This is a genomic window from Belliella calami (genome assembly GCF_022549695.1).
Lineage (GTDB): Bacteria > Bacteroidota > Bacteroidia > Cytophagales > Cyclobacteriaceae > Belliella > Belliella calami.
The window spans coordinates 243,815-264,411 of record NZ_JAKZGS010000002.1 but is presented as its reverse complement, the minus strand read 5'-3'; the positions used below and the strand labels follow the sequence as shown (position 1 = coordinate 264,411).

At 38.2% G+C, this 20,597-nt stretch carries 11 protein-coding genes; 6 read left to right on the top strand and 5 right to left on the bottom strand.

Going from position 1 to position 20,597, the window contains the following annotated elements; translation table 11 throughout:
• The first annotated feature begins 79 nt into the window (after positions 1-79).
• From MM236_RS03415 to MM236_RS03400, 4 genes are all read left to right on the top strand, one after another.
• Positions 80-1,609, top strand: a complete 1,530-nt coding sequence (locus tag MM236_RS03415; protein ID WP_241273527.1) for a RagB/SusD family nutrient uptake outer membrane protein — start codon at positions 80-82, stop codon at positions 1,607-1,609.
• A 78-nt stretch (positions 1,610-1,687) separates the two neighbouring features.
• The gene (locus tag MM236_RS03410) at positions 1,688-2,755 is read left to right on the top strand and encodes a family 43 glycosylhydrolase (RefSeq protein ID WP_241273526.1); all 1,068 of its coding nucleotides are present in this window, start codon (positions 1,688-1,690) and stop codon (positions 2,753-2,755) included.
• A 7-nt stretch (positions 2,756-2,762) separates the two neighbouring features.
• Positions 2,763-4,793, top strand: coding sequence for a glycoside hydrolase family protein (locus MM236_RS03405; RefSeq protein ID WP_241273525.1), 2,031 nt, complete (start codon positions 2,763-2,765; stop codon positions 4,791-4,793).
• A 12-nt stretch (positions 4,794-4,805) separates the two neighbouring features.
• Positions 4,806-6,671, top strand: coding sequence for a glycoside hydrolase family 2 protein (locus MM236_RS03400; RefSeq protein WP_439648006.1), 1,866 nt, complete (start codon positions 4,806-4,808; stop codon positions 6,669-6,671).
• Between the two features lie 27 nt (positions 6,672-6,698).
• Here MM236_RS03400 and MM236_RS03395 read toward each other — a convergent pair whose 3' ends face one another.
• From MM236_RS03395 to MM236_RS03385, 3 genes are all read right to left on the bottom strand, one after another.
• Positions 6,699-6,869: a hypothetical protein gene (locus MM236_RS03395; protein ID WP_241273524.1), complete on the bottom strand. Its 171-nt coding sequence runs from the start codon at positions 6,867-6,869 to the stop codon at positions 6,699-6,701.
• Between the two features lie 401 nt (positions 6,870-7,270).
• On the bottom strand, positions 7,271-7,834 hold the full coding sequence (locus MM236_RS03390; protein ID WP_241273523.1) for a hypothetical protein: 564 nt from the start codon (positions 7,832-7,834) through the stop codon (positions 7,271-7,273).
• An 8-nt stretch (positions 7,835-7,842) separates the two neighbouring features.
• A complete protein-coding gene (locus MM236_RS03385) occupies positions 7,843-8,079 on the bottom strand; it encodes a hypothetical protein (protein ID WP_241273522.1) in 237 nt (78 codons plus the stop codon).
• A 350-nt stretch (positions 8,080-8,429) separates the two neighbouring features.
• Between MM236_RS03385 and pncA the strand changes: the two genes are divergently transcribed.
• Positions 8,430-9,044, top strand: coding sequence for a bifunctional nicotinamidase/pyrazinamidase (gene pncA, locus MM236_RS03380; protein WP_241273521.1), 615 nt, complete (start codon positions 8,430-8,432; stop codon positions 9,042-9,044).
• 51 nt (positions 9,045-9,095) lie between these two features.
• On the top strand, positions 9,096-9,836 hold the full coding sequence (locus tag MM236_RS03375) for a DUF2490 domain-containing protein (protein ID WP_241273520.1): 741 nt from the start codon (positions 9,096-9,098) through the stop codon (positions 9,834-9,836).
• Here MM236_RS03375 and MM236_RS03370 read toward each other — a convergent pair whose 3' ends face one another.
• Complete coding sequence (locus tag MM236_RS03370; RefSeq protein ID WP_241273519.1) at positions 9,837-10,862, bottom strand: PorP/SprF family type IX secretion system membrane protein; 1,026 nt, start codon at positions 10,860-10,862, stop codon at positions 9,837-9,839.
• 25 nt (positions 10,863-10,887) lie between these two features.
• The gene (locus MM236_RS03365; protein WP_241273518.1) at positions 10,888-20,583 is read right to left on the bottom strand and encodes a T9SS type B sorting domain-containing protein; all 9,696 of its coding nucleotides are present in this window, start codon (positions 20,581-20,583) and stop codon (positions 10,888-10,890) included.
• Positions 20,584-20,597: the final 14 nt, after the last annotated feature.

Here is a 20,597-nt window from a genome sequence, read left to right as displayed (position 1 = left end):
ATGGGATGATTCTCAATCATGCAAGACTCCATAGCCTGTCCCGACCAATCGGGATGACCATAGAAAAATATACAAACACATGAAAAAATTACTTAAATATATATTGATGGCAGCTTCCTTTGGGGTGATGAGCTGTGATCCTGATTTGGACATCATTAATCCAAATCAGCCTACGATCGAAGTGTTTTGGCAAAATGCCACTGATGCCGAACAAGGTGTCAATTCAATTTACTCAACCTTCGCTAGACCGGGAATGTCTAGGTGGATGCCGATAATCTATGTCACCAGATCTGACGAGGGATATTCAGGAAGTCCATGGTCTGATTTGGCTAACGCCATGGGAGGATTTATACAACCTGATTATAACTTTGGCCCTGTGATCGATGTTTGGGTGGATTGTTATGTGGGGATATTTAGAGCAAATCAAGTGATTGACAATGTTCCGGGTATCGAAATGAACAATGATCTAAAGAATAGATTACTTGGTGAAGCATATTTTCTCCGTGCATATTTCTATTATAACTTGGCTTTGCTTTGGGGAAATGTTCCAATGATGCTAGAGTCCTCCAAGCCAACTGACTTGCCTCCAACAACCCTTCAAGCGGATGTGTGGGCTCAGGTCGAATTGGATCTTGGTAGAGCAGTAGATGGACTTCCTGCCGTATATGCCAATAGCAGGGATTTGGGTAGGGTAACCAAAGGCGCTGCACAAGCATTGTTGGCAAAGACTTTCATGCAGCAAGGAAAATACACGGAAGCTGAAGCGCCTTTGAATTGGCTTGTGACTGGAGAAGGAGCTTCGATCTATAATCTAATGCCAAATTATAGAGACAATTTCTTGATCACTTCCGAAAACAACCAAGAGTCAGTTTTCGAATGGCAATTCACCATCAACCCAACAGAAGTAACCGATAATGATGTAGATACGCCAAACCATAATTATGGAACTTCAATTTCTCAGTTTTTGGCACCTCCAGGTATTGGATGGGCTGATGCTGAAGCAAGAACTTGGGCGATTCAAGAGTTCCTCAAAGAACAAACCACCCAAGGAGAAAGAGATCCAAGACTATCTGCATCCTATCTTTTCGCCAATACAGACGAAAGAGGGCCTGAGTTTACGATGGTTTATGGACAGACTTATGCCCAAAGATATGGTATGGAAAATAACAGAGCCTATTTCAGGAAGTTTCTCAATGACCATTGGAGAAATGAAGAAGGATATAGGTCTCCTAATAATTACAGAGCAATAAGGTATGCCGATGTTTTGTTGATGTATGCCGAAGTGATGAATGCAACAGGTAGAACTGCTCAGGCTTATGCACATGTAGATAGGGTGAGGGCTAGGGTAGGATTGGCTCCATTATCGCAAACACAGCCAGGCTTAGGTCAGACAGCATTCTTAGAGCAACTCAAACATGAAAGACTTCTAGAGCTATCAGGAGAAGGTCATCGTTGGGCAGACTTGGCAAGATGGGGTGATCTAGGTTCCCAAATCGCAAACAGAGATCCAGGTTTCAATAATTTTGTTATCGGTAGACATGAGTTTTTGCCAATTCCACAGAGGGATTTGGATATCAACAAAAATCTTGATCAGAATCCAGGTTGGTAAAAAGATAACCTATTAAATTGTGCAGTAACGTGGAATTATCTCCACGTTACTGTTTTATAAATCATAAAAATTTATCAGATGCAATATTTCTTAAATAAAATAGGGTTTTGGGCGATTATATTGGTGCTTTCTCAAGGCTGTGGAGACAATGGCTCTGAGCCTACCACACCGATTGATGAAAATCCAAATCCCGTCCAAAAAACCTATGTCAATCCGGTTTTTTCACCAGTATTGGCAGATCCGGCAGTTTTGAAAGAAGGAGATTATTTCTATGCATACGGTACAGAGGACAATTGGGGAAGTGAAGGTGGACACAAGCTTGTCCCTATAGTACGTTCTTCTGATTTGATCAATTGGCAATTGGTGGGAACTGCATTTCCTTCAAAACCAAGCTGGAAGAACGATGGAGGAATCTGGGCACCTGATGTGGCGAAGGTTGGAGATGAATTTTTTATGTATTACTCTTATTCTACATGGGGTGACCCCAATCCCGGAATCGGTTTAGCCATTGCGAATAGACCCGAGGGACCTTTTATCGATCAAGGAAAACTGTTTCTTTCCCAAGAAATCGGCGTTACAAATTCTATAGATGCATTTTATATTGAGGAAGATGGTAAGAAATATCTTTTTTGGGGAAGTTTTCATGGAATCTATGCAGTGCAATTATCCGATGATGGCAAATCTGTACAGGGTGAAAAAATCCATATTGGGTACAATCATTTGGAAGCGTCCTATATCATCAAAAAGGATAACAAATACATTTATTTCGGATCTGAAGGCTCATGTTGTGCTGGTGCGAACAGTACCTATCGCGTTCGTGTAGCCGTTTCAGATAATCTTTTAGGACCATATTTAGACAAATCCGGAAATGATATCAAAGATGGAAATTTTGGAGAAGTAATTCTTAGTGCCAATTCAGAGTCTTATGGTTTTGCAGGCCCTGGACACAATGGACACATCATGACAGATGAAGCAGGAACAGACTGGATTCTTTATCATGCCATTCCCAAAAACAATCCACTACTTCAAAATGGCGCTAGCAGAAGACCATTGATGCTTGATAAAATTATTTGGGAAAATGGATGGCCAAGAATCGAAGCAGGAGTTCCTAGTATCAGTAGTAAGGCTGCTCCAGAATTTAATTAAAAAAGAGATGAGAAATTTAATACTTATTTGCAGTCTATTTTTATTGACTTTCAGTATCAAGGCAAATGACCGTAAAATTGAAGGTGTCAAGGAGAGTAGTACGTTTTCACTTATCTTGAAAAAACCTGGAAATCAATCGAAGGAATTCCCAATTGCTATAAATGAATCGGGGAAGTTTTTGGCTACCAAAGAAATTCCAGTTCAGATAGAAGTTCAGTTTGAAGAAAGTGATGAATACACTGATATTTTGGTGAACATTAAAGCCCAAGAACAGGTTTATTTTAATTTTTCATCTAAAATCCACTTTTCTGATATTGAATTCGAACCTTCGCAAGTCTTGATGCCAGGGTATTGGTATAGGAAAAATCTGCGATCACCTGACAATGCACCTTCTATCAGAGAATCTACAGACTGGTTGGTAAGAGAAGATAGATTGAGCACGCCATTGACAAGTGTTTTTGATCCTAAAAGTAAAAAGGGATATAGCTTGTTGAGATTGGATGGGATCGAAACGCTTTCATTGACCACCCATGATGCCGGGGAAGTTGTACTGTCAGGGGAAAATGACCTGGGAGCTTTGGGTTTTGGAAAATCTGGAAATGAAACCTATTTGGAATTTGCATTTCCTTATGCTGAGCGTCCATACACTTATATCAGAAAACTGACACTTGCAGATGCTATCACCACTTTCGCCAAACTTGAGGCAGGAGAAATCAGACAATTGAAGTACAGGGTTCAGAAGCATCATAAAAATGATTTTTCGGATTTTGTAGCTGATGTGTGGGAGCATTCTTATAAAGAAATGAAGCCTTCAGTTTTGGAGGATCAGAAATTTTCTGATCATGAAATAAAAAGCACATTGACATCCTTTTTCAAATCATCCTATGTTGATTTTGAAGAATTGAAAGGGTTCTCTGGAGTGCATTTAGAAACAGCGACATGCACCTCAACGGGGATTTTGGAAGTTGGTTTTATAGGTAGAGTTTTGCTGAATGCTTTCAATGCCCTTGAGTTTGGCGAAGCAAATCAGGACGCAGAATTGGTGGAAATGGCTAATGCAGTTTTCGATAGTTACAATTCAAATGGATTCAATGCGAGTGGCTTGATCCGAGAAGTGATTGATTTTGATAAAAAAACAGAAACAGATGTATTCTCGATCAGAAGGCAGTCAGAAGGGATTTATGCTTTTTTGCTTTATTTGAAATACGAAAAAAAGCAGGGAAGACAACATAAAGAGCTAGAAGGCAAAGTCAAAAATTTATTTGCAAGACTTATGACTTTACAGTTTGCTGATGGAAGTTTTCCAAGAAAGTTTGACAAAGATTTGAAAGTGATAGATGAAACTGGAGGAAGTTCACCATCTATTGTTTTGCCATTGACCATGGCTTATCATTATTTCAATGATAAACAATATTTGGAAACAGCTAGAAAAGTGGCTATCTATCAGGAAGAGGCGATTATCAATCCATCTGATTACTTTTCATCCACCCTTGATGCCGATTGTGAGGATAAAGAAGCCTCACTTTATGCAGCCACGGCGATGTATTATTTGGCTCAAGTTACCAAGGGAAAAGAAAAACTACACTACATAAATCTAGCAAAGAAGGCAGCATATTTTACCCTTTCTTGGTACTACACTTGGGATGTTCCTTTTGCCCAAGGACAAATGTTGGGAGATATTGGTCTGAAAAGTAGGGGATGGGGGAATGTATCTGTTGAAAACAACCATATTGATGTATTCATTTTTGAATTTGATGAAGTATTGGATTGGTTGGCTGAAGAAACAAATCAGCAAGAGTTTAGTGCATTTGCCAAGGTGATCAGATCTTCCATGCGTGAGCAGATTCTTCCACATCCAGGGAATATGATGGGGATAGGTAAAGTAGGTTACTATCCTGAAGTAGTCCAACATACTGCTTGGGATTACGGAAAAAATGGAAAGGGTTTCTACAATGACATTTTTGCACCAGGATGGACAGTTGCTTCCATTTGGGAATTGTTGATCATTGGGAGGACTTCAGGATTTTTCAAAAAATAAACCCAGATAATTATGTTTAAAAGGAAAAAGAGAACAATTCTAACAAAGACTTTTGCTTTGGTTTTAGGACTTGGCTTTAGCATGCAAATCAATGCGCAAGAACTGCCAAAGCCAGTTATTCAAAGCGCATGGGCTGAAGAATCAGATGGTTTGAACCATGATTATTATCCCCGTCCACAGATGGAAAGGCCAGACTGGGTCAATCTCAACGGAGAATGGGATTATGCAATTTTGGCAAAAGGAACGACTGTGCCTAGTCAGTATCAAGGTAAGATCAAAGTGCCATTTGCTGTAGAATCAAGCTTGTCAGGTGTTGGGAAAAATGTAGGGAAAGATCAGGAGCTGTGGTACAGGAAAACGATTGATTTGGATAAAAATATGAGAAAAGGAAGGGTTTTGCTTCATTTTGGAGCCGTAGATTGGGAATCAGAAGTTTTTGTCAATGGTCAAAAAGTCGGCATCCACCAGGGAGGTTTCGATTCATTTTCCTATGATATTACTGATTTTCTGAAATCCGGAAGCAGTCAGGAACTTACAGTTCGGGTTTGGGATCCATCAGATGATGGTCCTCAGCCAAGAGGAAAGCAAGTGAAGAAGCCTCACAGTATTTGGTACACCCCTGTCACTGGAATTTGGCAAAGTGTCTGGCTCGAATCAGTACCAACAAGCTACCTAACTGAAGTGCAATTACAGCCTGATTTTGACCAAGGAGCATTCAGAGTATCTGCCAAAGTCAATAAATCAGATAAGGATCATACCCTAGAGGTGATTTTCTCATCAAATGGGAAAGAAGTGGCTAAGTCAGCGTTCAAGGCAAATGAAAATGGCTTAATCACCATTGATAATCCAAAAGTATGGTCTCCCAGCGATCCTTTCTTGTATGATGTTACTATCAGCCTCAGATCAGGAAAAAAAGTGTTGGATCAAGTAAAAAGTTATTCAGCACTTAGAAAAATAAGTGTCCAAAAAGACCAGAATGGAATAGAAAGAATGATGCTCAACAATGAGTTTTTGTTTCAATATGGACCCCTAGACCAAGGCTGGTGGCCAGATGGACTTTACACTGCACCATCAGAAGCTGCTATGCTTTTTGATATAGAGAAGACTAAGGAAATGGGATTCAATATGATCAGAAAGCACGTGAAAGTAGAACCTGCAAGGTGGTACTATCACACAGATCGGCTAGGTTTGCTTGTATGGCAAGATATGCCCAATGGTGACCATGGTAATAATTGGGAATCAAGACCTGGGATTTTTGGGCACGGTACAGACAAAGTCAGGACAAAAGAATCTGAGGATATTTTCAAAAAAGAATGGAAAGCAATTATTGATGGATTGAGTCATTTTCAATCTATCGTAGTTTGGGTTCCTTTCAACGAAGCTTGGGGTCAGTTCAAAACCAAAGAAATTACAGAATGGACAATGGAATACGATCCATCCAGATTGGTAAACAGTGCAAGTGGAGGAAACTTCGAAATGGAAGGTACAAAAATCACGGGAGATATAATTGACCTGCACAATTATCCAAATGCAGTAATGCCAGAACCTGAGATTTATGGAAAAGAGCAAGTAATTGTTCTCGGTGAATTTGGGGGCTTGGGGTTACCGGTAGAAGGATACACTTGGCAGGAAAAGGATAATTGGGGTTACCAAAGTTTTAAAACCAAGGCAGAACTTCAAGAAAAATACAAAGAATTGATGGAATCAATGATTCCTTTGATTCAAAGAGGCTTGTCTGCAGCTGTTTATACACAAACTACCGATGTGGAAATAGAAGTAAATGGCTTGATGACTTACGACCGAAAAGTAATCAAATTCGATATAGCTGCGCTAAAAAGTTTGCACAAAAAGTTATATGATGTGAAAGTTGAATTTTAATAAAAAGAGTATCCGCAATGCTGCACTTTAGTTTACTTGAGGCATTCTAATTTGCGGATACTCATCATTTTTCAGCAGACTGGTTAGATTTTTTTCATGGAACTCCTCTCTTTGGAATGTCAAATGACCAATTCCAGCCAGTACCATCAACAAGCCAAGCAATATTCTCATGAATTTTTGAAAAGGTGAAGTGTTCATTTTAATATTGTTTAAAATTAAATTTTGTACAATATAAAAATATTCAATACCTACCAAATGGTTGTTTGTTTGAAAATAAATCTTTTGGTAAGTTTTAAGGCCTAGGAAGTTTCTTTTGATTCAAAGGTCACTAGTTTATGTCGCGACCTGATTTTACTTAGAACTTTTTTTATTGATTTCTCTTTATTCTCTATAGCTATTCAATTGCCCTGTCAGGGCAAACAATCACCTGCCTCCCTTTTTAACATCGGGTCATAGACCCGATGCTTAAATCAAGTGCCCTTTCTGGGCATGACTCTTTGTGTCAAATCTCAAATCTCAAGTCTCAAATCTAAAGTCTCAAATCTTGTGTCTCACGTCTCATATCTCACATCTCATGTCTCGCATCTCGCCTTTCTTAATCAAGGTTTTACTTTTTCCCAATATTGAAATAGATTCTCTTTTTTGACTACTTCAATGTTTGGTTCTATTTCAAAAGGCTCGATTGTAAATATTAGTTTTTCCTTAAAATACCACCGATTTCCATTCAATTCACCTACACTTGACTGAATGTTGTCTGATTCGAAGTTTATCATTGTATATGCTTTATCTTTCACAGAATAGCTTATTCCCATACTTTCTAAAAATTCATCATCTTTATATTTGAGTTGAAGTTTTGCATCTAGCTTTTCATCGTCTTTGTTTGACATCAACTCCAACTCAATCCAATCATATGTATCCTGACCATTACTTTGGATTTCTTCTGTATGAATTACTTGATTTAGATTCCTCAATATTTCCAATTCCTGCAATACGATTATTATTTCCTCCTCGTCCTTGATGAATGTGTATAAACCTTTATGATAGACAATTACGGTTTTACTTTCGGGATCGATCTCTACTTGAACAGACTCTGAGAGTATATTACTATTATCTATCCCAAAAAATGTCCCTAAAATAAAAAATATGATTCTAATTTCTATCATTTATAGTTTTACTTCTTTTTGTTTTTATCCTTCTCCTCATTATCTACCTCTTGATCTCTACCTTCTGGAGAATTCTTTTTTTTCTTGCCTTCACTATTTTTGTACTCGTCTTTTTTTGGCGGTCTTGCACCTTCGGATTCTCCAGGTGTGTCCCTATTTGATCTTTTATCTACGTCGCCATCATTCTTTTTTGCGAAATCCAAAAGTGGTAAAATTCCAGTGGGTTTGTTATTGATGTATAGCATGGTGATTATATTTGGTTTGTATTATTTTTTATTCAAACAGTTCAATTTTCATTCCGAGTACCCTTATTTGAAATTTGTTAAAGAAAAAAAGATGGAGTATTTCAATTTTTTTTAAGTTGCTTATAAAAAAAAGCTCATATTGATATGTTAAAGTCTCTTTTTATGGAATAATGATTTAATTTAACACTTTCGAAAAGTATATTACTTCATCCCAATGATCAACATACCTAGATTATAATTGGCTTCGAAAGAACAAAGCAGGGAAATAAAACCCCAAATTCAGGAAATGCCACTACAATTAATTTCAGGAGACACTCAAATAACGACAATAGGAAAATAAATCTAAAAATATGAAAGCATTAATTATTGTAGACGTTCAGAATGATTTTTTGCCAGGTGGAGCTTTGGCAGTAAAGGAAGGGGACCAAATCATTCCTATTATCAATCAAATACAAGAGAAGTTTGACTTTGTCGTTGCTACCCAAGATTGGCATCCTGAGGATCATGGAAGCTTTGCTGCAAACCATTCAGGAAAAGAAGTCGGGGAATTTATTATACTAAATGGGGTGAACCAAATTCTCTGGCCAACACATTGTGTACAAGGATCATTAGGAGCCGAGTTTCATAAAGATTTAATGACAGAAAAATGGAAAGCTGTTTTTCAAAAAGGAACGAACCCATTGGTTGATTCGTACTCCGGATTTTTTGACAACAACAATAAGGGAGATACAGGTTTGAGTAAGTTTCTGAAAAACAATGGCATAGAGGAGGTGTTTGTATGTGGATTAGCAGAAGATTATTGTGTGAAATTTACCGTATTGGATGGGTTGTCTGAAGGTTTCAAGACACATTTGATATTGGATGCTACAAGAGCTGTGAATATATATGAGAATGATTTTGCTAAAGCAATGATCGAAATGAAGAACGCTGGAGCGAATATTGTACATTCTACTAATATTGAATGACAATAAAGATTTAGAAATGAAGGAATTAATGGTTTGAGGAGATTATGCTTAATGACATTGTTGATAGTGTTTTTTGATACCAAAATTTCAAAAGCACAAGAGAGGAATAGCCATGAACACAACCATGTTGGGTGGTATGCTACATACCTAGAAGTAAAACTTTCTAATGAGTGGAGTCTTTATGGCGAATATCAATGGAGAAGAGATCATATAATCACGGATTCAAAACAGCAAGTTGGAAACATTGGTGTGAATTATAAATTTCTAGAAAACCTTACTTTTAGATTAGGTTTCGTTTATTCGGACACGTATGATTATGGTCAGATTCCAGTGCAAGAATTTGGTAAAGAATTCCCAGAGTATAGGGTTTATCAAATGCTAGAACTGGAGCATTCTTTTTCTGAACTGGAACTTACACATAGACTGATGTTGGATCAAAGGTGGATTGGACAATACGACCATGTTACATCTAAAAAAATCGACGGATTTGAATTTACTAACCGAATAAGGTATATGATTCGTATTCAGCACCCGATAAAGACCTATCATGAAAACAAGTCTATATATTTGGCTACCTACAATGAAATTCTTCTGGGATTTGGGAAAAATGTTGAGAACGATTTGTTTGACCAAAATAGGTTTGGACTCCTCGTTGGGTACAAAGTAAACGAGTTTTTCCGTTGTGAAGGAGGATATTTTTACCAAATGGCAAAATTTGGAAGAAAGATTAATGGACTAGACCATTACCAACATAATAGTGGATTGACCATAAGTACATATTTTAATCTGTGATTAGAACCTAAAACACGGCATGATTGTGCTTCGTCTGTTCCTTTGGTTTGGATCCCCATAGAGAAATGAATAGCGAATAGAAATCTCATGAGCTCCACCAGATTGCATGTTTGCCATTTTTGACAAAGTAAAATCATAACTATAACCTATATCAAGTCCACTTTCCAAAGTGATACCAATCAATCCAGCGATAGATTCATTGTTTGGTAAGGAATATTTTACAGGAAATCCTCTATACCAAACTCCCAAAACCAAGGGCTGAATAAATACCTGGGTTCCTATATCCAGTTGATTGAAAGGATCTTGGTGTTTGTAATTAAAGGCAAACATTGCAGCTCTTTCCTGACGGGAATTGTTGAAATAGTTATTGATAAATCCTTCTCCAAGGTCAAATTTTATACCACCGTGAGAAGACAGCCGCAAAGGAAGTTTGCTGATATTTCCGTCTATAAATGAAGTGTTTGGTTGTGATAAATGATGTCCAGAAACCCCAAACCAGATATTTTCAGAATTGAAAAGAAGCCCAAAATTATAATCCAAAAAAGAATGTTTGTAGTCATTGGAGAGCATTTCTCCGCTGTCATTTCCAATGATTCCTGTATTGATGTCTAGCTGATTTCCGAAGACTAGATTTCCAAAAAATGCATCTCTCAAAACATAACTCACTTGTCCACCAACTCGAAGAAATGAATTGAACCCAAGTTTTAATCGATAAGAATAAGTCACTCCGAGTTCATTGGTGCTGAGATTGGATTTACTTTCTCTGGTGGAATTGACGATTAATCCTACACCAGAATTGATATCAAACATATAATGGTCAATATAAGCGGAATATGAATTGAAGGAATGATCCAAACCAGGCCATTGATTTCTATAGTTCACCCCAACTCTTGTCAGTTCAGATGCTCCAGTAAATGCTGGATTCAAATATACTGGGGCAGAATAAAATTGGGTATATTGCATATCTTGGCCTTCAAGCAATTGACAGAAAGCAAATGCAAATATCAGAAGTACATATTTTTTCATATCTATTTCTATGGTTAGACTCAAGTTAATTTATTAATGTAAATACTCCGGTTTGCGAACCCTTTTCACCGTCTTCTGCCACAAAGACAATCTTGTACACATAGTTTCCATTTGGACTTTTTCTTCCTCTTAATGTTCCGTCCCAACCTTCGTTTTGGTTCTCTTCATTAGAGTAAATCAATTCTCCCCATTTGTTGAAAACATAGAATTCAAACTCTTCTATTCCTCTCATCTTTGGGAAGAAAGTGTCATTGATGCCATCACCATTTGGAGAAAATGCATTTGGGATCATTATTTTATAGGAAGCAGCCACTGTAATGTCAATGGACTTTTCTGAAATACAACCGTAGATATCAAAGGTTCTCAAGGTCACTTTGTAATTTCCAGTGGACGTGTATGTATGGATTGGGTTTTGTTCTGTGCTTGAATTGCCATCTCCAAAATTCCATTCCCAAGCAATTACATTCCCCAGTGTTCTGTCATTGAATCGTACAGGATCATTGACCAAAATTTCCCCTTCCACTCCAACAGAAATAATCGTATAGTTAAAATCAGATTCGCTGAATACCAATGGCATTTCTACCAATTCAGCAACTTCTACTGCACATGAATTGATATCTGAAACAATTACCGAAATCTCTCCATCATCAAAGAAATCCGTTTCCATAGTGTTCCTGGATCCATTGTTCCATGTGATTTCATATTGGCCGCTTCCACCCTCGATTTCCAGCCAAGCTTTACCGGTTAGGATTTTATCTTCGCAATTGACATCAAATCCTGTAAGAAGTCTGACTACAAGTTGATCAGGTTCATTAATTTCAAAATCTCTTTCAATCGTACATCCATTGTCATCGATTACCATTACTTTATAGCTGCCTGCTGGAAGGTTAGATCTGTTTAGACTTTCTATTTCTGGTGCATCATTCCAAACAATTCTATAAGGTTGAATTCCACCAGAAATATTAAGGTTGATGAATCCAGTAGCATCTCCATGGCACAACAACTCCTCAGAGTGATCACTTTGAATAGCTAGTGGCAATGGCTCGGATATTCCAAAGCTTCCTCTTGTTGTACATCCATTTCTATCCGTTATTATTACTGAATACATTCCTGGGGATAGATTTCTAGGGCTTCTGCCATTGAATCCATTTGACCAGGTATAATTGTATGGAGCTGTACCACCTTGTACATTCAGCGTTATTGATCCATCTTCAGCACCTGCACAACTTACATTTTCTACATTCTCTTGGAAGGTCAAAATTTCAGGCTCCCGAATGTTGTAAGTAGCGGTTGTATTACATCCTGAGGCATCGCTGATTGTGACAGTGTAATTTCCTGCAGCCAAATTTGTGGCTCTCAGTTGATTTCTCAATCCATTGCTCCAAGTGATCTCAAAAGGTGCAAGACCACCTGAAACAGCTATTTCTATCATCCCATCATTATTTCCAAAACAGCTCACACCTTGAATATTTTCTAAGTTCACGGCTAAGTTCAGAGGAGGGAAAATTTCTATTTCTTCAACAATAGAGCATCCTGCAGCATCAGTCACAGTCAGCGTATAGATTCCTTCTACTACACTTGACAATGTAGGGTTAGTGGAGCCTGTTGACCAGCTGTAAGTATATGGGGCTGTGCCACCAGTCACGTTGGCTGTGACTTCTGCCAAGCCACCAGAAGCGCAAATTGCAGTTGTACCTTCGAGAGAAAGTTGTAGTGATGGCGCTGCATCATCTACTTGAATGTCTGTCTCCACTGTACATCCATTGACATCTGTTACCAATACAGAATAAAAACCAGATTGAATATCACTCAAGTTCTGGGTAGTTGCCCCATTGGACCACAAGTAGGTATATGGTGCAGTACCTCCATTTACATTTAAGAATACTTCTATGACATCATCAGGGCTACATAATTCTGTGCTGCTTTCAGCTACTGCACTCAATTCATCGGTCGGTTCTGAGACGAAGAATGTTTCGCTTGCAAAACATGTATTGTCATCAAATACAAATACACTGTAAATTCCAGCTGTAAGGTTCTCAATCCTTTCGCCAACCTGTCCATTACTCCACTGTACTCTATAGTTTCCGGTACCTCCAGAAATGTTAAGTTGAATAAAACCATCACTTCCAAACTTACAAGTCACATTGCCTAGATCTTCTAGGGTGATAGTAATTGGCAAGGGTTCTTCGATTTCAAATGATTCAATGAGAACACAGCCTTTTGCATCTGTGATTTCGACTTCATAGGTACCACCTGTTTTATTGGATATTGATCTAGTGTTTTCCCCTGATGACCATTGGTATGAATAGGGTGCAGTACCTCCTGATACTATAAGGTCTATTCTACCATTTGTCTCGCCAGCACATCTTATATTGGATATAAATGAAGTGGAAGACAATCCTTCAAATGGTTGGTTGATGATAAATTGTCTTGAGATTTCACATCCCTTGTCATCGGTGATTTCAGCTATATATTCTCCAGCTGAAAGTCCCGAGATTGAAATGCCATTTCCAATAATCTGATTGCTTTGGACATTTTTCCATACAATATCATAGTTGCCACTGCCGCCGCTGATGTTTAAAGTGATCTCTCCATCATTTCCACCAAAACAGCTGACAGGCAGAATACTTCCAGTAGCATTGATAGGAGTGGCTTGGTTGATGATGATGTTTTCCCTTTGCAGACATCCATTGGCATCGATTACTACCACTTCGTAATTTCCAGCTATCAAGTTTGTGCGATCAAGGGTGGTATTTCCATCAGACCATCTCACGGTATAAGGAGCTGTGCCACCTGTGATATTCAAGGAAGCTGTTCCGTCATTTATCCCAAAACAAGAGATATCGGTAGTTGTCAAATCCAAAACCAACAAGTCAGGCTGTGTGATTTCGACTTCTATTTCTGGAGATCTACAGCCATTGGAATCTTCCACGAAGGCAGTGTAATTCCCAGCAGCCAATCCGGTAGCAGTAAGGGAAGGGTAGCTGACATTGTTTACAAAAAGAGTATAATCAGCTGACCCACCTTGGGCAGATACTGTGAAACTTCCATTTTGAGAACCATTGCAACTTACATGTACTACATTTTCCAGATTGATATCAACTGGTGTTGTATTCAATATTTCGAATTCCCGAGAAACCTCACAGTTATTTTCGTCTCTTACAATCATGGTATAGAACCCTGGAGAAAGGCCATTGATAGAATTGCTATTTCCGATAATTTGATTGTTGGCATTGAGCCATGTAAAAGTATAATCAGGAGTTCCTCCGAGCGCATTCACTGAGATCGATCCATCAGATCCGTCGTGACAGCTTACATTTTCCAAAGAGTTTTCAACTATTTCAAGTTCGGCAACATTCTGGATTGTGATTACCTCATTCCAAATACAGCCTTTTGCATCAGTTACTTCCAATTCATAAATCCCAGGAGCAAGATTTTCAACAGTCAAATTTCCATTTGTATCAATTGCGATTGTTTCACCATTGATGTTGAGTTGATAATCTCCATTTCCTCCACGCACATTGAGCACAAGGTCTGAAACATCATCAAAACAAAGGACTTGATTTGGATAGGTTAATGAAACTTGCAAAGCTTCAGTAGGCTGATCGACTACCACGGTGATGGTTTCAGAAATACAAGATCCATTCATTGCAAAAGCAGTATATGTGCCTGCTGACAATCCCGAAACTGTATTTCCGTTGACCAATAAGCCATTGAAATAGATTTGATAATTGCTGTTTGGTCCACCTGATGGTGTAAATGTGACACTTCCGTCATTTCCTTGGTAACAGCTAACTGGAAGAGCTTCGGCTTCCAACATTACCATTGAAGGCTGATCCAAAACGATTGTTTCAGAAATAGCTGGACACCCACCGGCATCAGTGACATTGTAAGTGTAGGATCCTGCTTTTAACCCTGAAACATTGAATTGATCATTGAATTGCGTCAATTCAACTTCGTTGATTCCATCTTCAGAATAAGTCCAAGTGATTGTATAAGGAGCTCGACCGCCTGTAGCCTGAACAGAAATAGCACCTTCTCCATCAAAACATTGGATAGGAGTGAATGTTGAATTTACAACAAGTGGGAATGGTTGGGATAAGATAGTAGGAGGTATATTAAGAATACAACCATTATCATCTTCCACAAGGAAGGAGTAATTGATGTTAGCGAGAAGATTATTGAATGATACAACTTCACCCTCGTTGGCTGTAAAAGTAGCTCCTTCAAAGCTGATAGTGTATGGCGCTGTTCCTCCTTTAATTGCCAAAGAAATAGCCCCATCACTTGATTCGAAACAGCTTAAGTTTTTACTTTCATAAATGTCAATCTCAAGAGGAGAGGCGGGTTGATTTACCGAAATCACGATTTCATCTGAAATACATCCGAATACATTGTCAATGGCATAAACTTGATAATCCCCTGCAATCGCAACGAAGCTATTTCCGAATATTTGATTTCCATTGACAAAGAAGGTGAAGTTTGTGCTGTTTGGTCTTGCTGCACTTAATGAAACAGTCGTGCTTCCACCAAAACAAAGTATATCGTCAACATCAAAGTCAAGAATAATAGGTGCAGCATTTTCAATCTCAATTTCCTCTGAATATACTTCACATTGGTTCGCATCGGTAGCTGTATATCTGTACGTTCCGGCTGGTATATCTTCAATTCTATTTGAGGTTTCAGGAAGGAGTATCCAATTATTCGAACCTGCATCCAAATATTCCCAGGTATAAGTATAGGGGTTAGTTCCACCTGTCAATGAAAGTGCTATAAATGTCGTCTCATCAGGACAAGCTATAGTTCCTGTTTGAACATTTAAAATTAGTTCAGCCGGTTCTTGAATGTTAAAATTGGAGATAGTTTGACAATTTCCATTTGCATCAAGAACTTCCAAGACAAAATTTCCAGCTGGTAAATTGTTATAAGTATTAATTTCATTTGCTGAGATGTTTGAAGCGTTGACATTGAATCCGTTTGGACTTGTCAAAGTATATGAATATGGAGCGGTTCCACCAGTTATTTCAAAAGAAACACTTCCATCTTCACCTTCGAAGCAACTTGCATCTGCCATCATTAGATTGACTATCTCAAGAGGCCTAGCAGGCTGATTGATTTCGATAATTTGTGGAATAGATTCGCACCCAAAATTGTCCACTAGTTGTACAGCATAAATACCATTTGGAAGATTGTTGAAATTTGTTTGGATACCTCTATTGGCTCCATTTACAAATACTGAATAAGTTCTTCCTGATTCAACTGTTTGATTGATAATCGAAAAACTACCATTGTTTTCACCGAAACATGTAACATCAGTTTTGGTAAATTCAAAGTCAGGTCTTGTGATTTCGCGAATTTCAAAAGAACCATCTGACTCTCCGCAACCTACATCTTCCACTTTCCAATTATATATTCCCGGAGCAAGATTGTCGAAATTTAAAGTACCAGTGATGTAGTCCGTCAAGCTATTTGAATAACCATTTGACGAAGTTATGCTGATGGTTTTTCCAGCTGAACCACCCGAAATAGTCAACGCAAATGAACCCAAATCATCAGGACAAATCAGTTGAACAACAGAAGATGTGATAATAATCTCTTCAGGTTCTTCGATGACAATGTCATCAGAATCCAGCGTACATCCATTGTCATAAATAAACCTCACAAAATAAGTCCCTGCAAAGAGGTTGTCGAGATCTGAAACATCTATCGGGGAATTAGTACCAGACAACTCTCTCTTATACCACTGATAATTGATTTCAGAAATGTTTCCCGCAAAATCAAAATCAATGGCACCATCATTTCCTTCAAAACAAGAAACATCTTGAATTTTGCCGACATCGAAAATTGGTGGATTTGGATTGCTGATTGTGACAGTTTTTGTAACCTCACATCCGCTGCTGTCTATTACTTTTATCTGATATTCCCCTTGATCTAGATTCGAAATGATGTTAGTGGTCAATTCTTCAAATTGTCCATTTAGTTCTACAAAATATGAATACCCAGGTGTTCCTCCGATAGCAGAAATGGCAATTATTCCATTGCTATTGTCACATGTTGGGTTTTGGGCACTTACGATTAGGTCAAGTTTTGCCAATGGACCAGCCACAACAATTATCCTGGAAATCTGACAGGTAGCACTATTTCCATAGTCAATTCTGTAAGCTCCAGGCCTTAGATTGTCTACCACTTCTGTATTTTCCGCAATTAGCGTATTCTCAGGTAGTCTGTACCATTGATTGCCAAATGAAGCATCACCACCTTCAAATTCGACTTCTATTCTTCCATCTTCAAAATCACAGGTTGGAGCTAGATTTTCAATCAAGTTGATTGCAATCGGATCAGGCTGACTGATGATTAAATCATCCAATCTAGCCACACAACCTCTAGCATCTGTCACAGTTACTCCATATGTACCAGCACTTAGATTTGTTGGGTTTTTATTGATGAAACCATGATCCCATTGATAAAAATATGGAGCAGTACCTCCAGTTACTTCAATATTTATAAAACCATCATTTCTGCCAAAACATGTCACATTGGATAATGCCAGAAGTGAAATCGAAATTTCATCTGGAGCTGTCAATTCAATAATTTCCTGAACATTACAACCATTGTTGTCTTGAACTGAAATTCTATACCTTCCAGCAGAAATACCTGTCAATGAAAGTCCTGTTCCAGGGAAATTCTCAAATACTCCAGATAGATTCTCCTTCTCCCATGAAATGTTGTATGCGGGATTTCCACCAAATACCTGCACTTGGATTTCACCATTTTCTGCATCAAAACAGGTAGGTGAAGTTTTGGAGATTACATTTACTTCTATTCCTGAGAGCGGTTGCGAAATCAAAACATCTACAATTTCTTTGGAACAACCATTTTCATCTGTTACCCTTACTCTATAGCTTCCTGCAGGTATGCCACTGATATTTTGTTGGTCTGAAGTGAACCCATTTGGTCCTTGCCATAGATAAGTCAATGAACCAGTTCCTCCTGATGCAGTGATATTGATCGCTCCTGTTTCCTCACCAAAGCAAAGAATATTCACGGGAGAGCCACTCAATGCAAGATTTATTTCTTGAACAGGATTTACCGTAAAAGTTTGTTGAGCAAAACAAAAGTTGTGAAGATTATCAAGTACCCTGACAGTATATTGTCCTGATCCAACTCCGGGGAGTGTTTCATTTGTAGATAGGATTGTAGAGAAATCACCAGCTCGATACCATTCTACTCTTAAGTTTTCTGAACCACCACTAACTGAAATTTCAATAGATCCGTCGGATATGTTGAAGCAAGTTTCTTGATTTATGGCAATTTCTTCAATAAGAATAGGCGGTAGGGAATTGATATCAAAAGTTAAAGACTGAACTTCGCATCCACTTGCATCCCTAATTTCAATCTCATTACCAGTATTTGCTGGTAGATTGTTGATGATAATATTTCCGTTGGAAGTTGTAGTAAATGCACCGCCATTCAACGAGTAGGAATAGGGGGCACTACCTCCGGAAATCACAAATGATACCGAGCCATTTGAGATTCCAAAACAGGTAACATCAGTAACTATCGGAGAGGTGACTTCTAAAACTGCAGGCTCAATAATATTAAAAGTTGATTCTTCAAAACAACCATTTTCATCTGTAACAATAATTTTGTAGGCTCCAGGCTCTAAATCAGAGATGTCAAAAGAAGTTTCTCCTGAGATATCTACAAAATCATTAGAATCGAATTTTTGCCATTGGACTTCTAATATTCCAGTACCTCCAGAGGCTGTGATTCCTGAGATACTCCCATCATTTTCTCCAAAGCAAGAGATGTTATTAATAACACTGTTGGAAGTATTGATTATTATTCTTGGAGGAGTTTCAATTACTACAGGAACCGTAATATTGCAATTGGTTCCATATTGAATGGTAGCTGTATATGATCCTGCTTCTAAATTTGTAAAATAAACTTCATCCCCTATAAGTGTTTGTCCTGCTAATGTGACTGTATAAGTGTCCGTTCCCGAAATTTGGATTCTTGCATTTCCATCATCACCTCCAAAACAGGAAACCATTTCTTCACTTACAGTTACCACTGGAGCAGGTGGAACAGATATATTGACATAGAATGTCTCTGAACAACCACCGGAATCGGTTACTGTGACACTGACCATGCCGGCAGGTAGGTCGGTTGCTATTTCGGTGTTTTGATTGTTGATGTTCCAAGTGATGGTGTAGTCACCATATCCGCCAGCTATATTTGAAATTTGTGCCCTGCCATCATTTGATCCTACACAAGTCAAGCCATTGAGTTCGACTATATCAGCTGTGATAGGTGCAGGAGGACCTTCAATCTCTACATTCAAGTTGACTTCGCAGCCACCAGCATCTGTGACAGTAACCTGATAATTTCCAGGGCTAAGGTTTGTTCTATTTCTGGAAGTGGCTCCATCGTTCCATAAGTAAGTATAGAAACCATAACCTCCTGTGATTTCCATTGTTGCAGTTCCATTGTTTTCACCAAAACATGTCACTTTACCTGGGGTAATGCTCGCTGTAAGAGCTTCCTCAGGTCCTTCAATTTCAAATGGAAATTCTTGGATACACTCTGGGTAATTAGCACCTCCATGGGTAATGGATATTGTATAATTGCCTGCCGGAAGATTATCGAAAATCCCTACTCCAGAATCAGCTCCAACTGGAACGGGTTGATTGGAAATTACAGTGATTCCTGAACTGTTTGTGATTGACACAATTACTTCATTAGGAGGGAAGCTGAAACCCAAGAATTGCCTTTCAATATCTAACCTCAGGCTTCCATCGCTTTCTCCAAAACAAGTAATCCTTGTTGGATCAAAGCTATAAGTTAACAAAGATTCATCTACAATTGAAAAAGGTAATGTTTCTGGACAATTTTCCAGACGAAAATCATCGATGATTTCCAATATGTAATCACCCACAGGAAGACCATCATATCTGATTTCACCATTTGGAGCTACAGTCCAGTTGTTTATCAATTGACCTGAAGTCCTTCTGATTCTAAAACTGATTTGCCCTTCATTGTTTCGAACATTAAATGCAATGCTACCATTGTCATCACAAGTCACGGGGAAAGCACCAAGTCCAGGACCTTCTTCGAATTCGAGTTGGTCCAATTCTTCAATTTCTATTTCGGTTACTTCTACGCAACCTAAAGCATCTTCAACTTCAATTATGTAAGTTCCAGAAGCGTAACCATTTAGATTTATATTTCGTCCAATTAATTGTTGTTGAGTAATAATTTGATTTAAATCATTAAAAATCGTGATATTAAATGGAGCAATTCCATTTCTAATTTCACCAGTTATAGATCCAGAGGTTAAACCATTACATTCTTGGTCTTCATTTATTTCAATATTTAATATAAAATTAGAAGACTCACTAAATGTGAAAAATGCTGGTGGTCTTGTTAAACCCTGTGAATCGAATACATTTACTGTATAGGTTCCACTTTGTGCTTGAGATAAAATACTGACATCAAGTGCGCTAAGATTTTCATCTATTTGGACAACGTTGCCTTCTAAAGTCCAAATATAAGTATATGGAGGTGTACCACCCCGAACAGCATATTCTGCTACCCTTCGACAATCGTTGGTACTATTAATATTAGGTGATAATTGAGTCGGTACATTATCATCTTGCGCCTGTAAGATAGTAGGATAAAGAAATAAGATGAATATAATGATTCGGTAGATTTTTTCCATAGACGAAATTTTGA

Coding starts and splice junctions, on each gene's coding strand:
- MM236_RS03410 (WP_241273526.1), top strand. CDS start 1,688: ATGCAATATTTCTTAAATAAAATAGGGTTTTGGGCGATTATATTGGTG.
- MM236_RS03370 (WP_241273519.1), bottom strand. CDS start 10,862: ATGAAAAAATATGTACTTCTGATATTTGCATTTGCTTTCTGTCAATTG.
- MM236_RS03375 (WP_241273520.1), top strand. CDS start 9,096: ATGACATTGTTGATAGTGTTTTTTGATACCAAAATTTCAAAAGCACAA.
- MM236_RS03400 (WP_439648006.1), top strand. CDS start 4,806: ATGTTTAAAAGGAAAAAGAGAACAATTCTAACAAAGACTTTTGCTTTG.
- MM236_RS03415 (WP_241273527.1), top strand. CDS start 80: ATGAAAAAATTACTTAAATATATATTGATGGCAGCTTCCTTTGGGGTG.
- MM236_RS03390 (WP_241273523.1), bottom strand. CDS start 7,834: ATGATAGAAATTAGAATCATATTTTTTATTTTAGGGACATTTTTTGGG.
- MM236_RS03395 (WP_241273524.1), bottom strand. CDS start 6,869: ATGAACACTTCACCTTTTCAAAAATTCATGAGAATATTGCTTGGCTTG.
- MM236_RS03385 (WP_241273522.1), bottom strand. CDS start 8,079: ATGCTATACATCAATAACAAACCCACTGGAATTTTACCACTTTTGGAT.
- pncA (WP_241273521.1), top strand. CDS start 8,430: ATGAAAGCATTAATTATTGTAGACGTTCAGAATGATTTTTTGCCAGGT.
- MM236_RS03365 (WP_241273518.1), bottom strand. CDS start 20,583: ATGGAAAAAATCTACCGAATCATTATATTCATCTTATTTCTTTATCCT.
- MM236_RS03405 (WP_241273525.1), top strand. CDS start 2,763: ATGAGAAATTTAATACTTATTTGCAGTCTATTTTTATTGACTTTCAGT.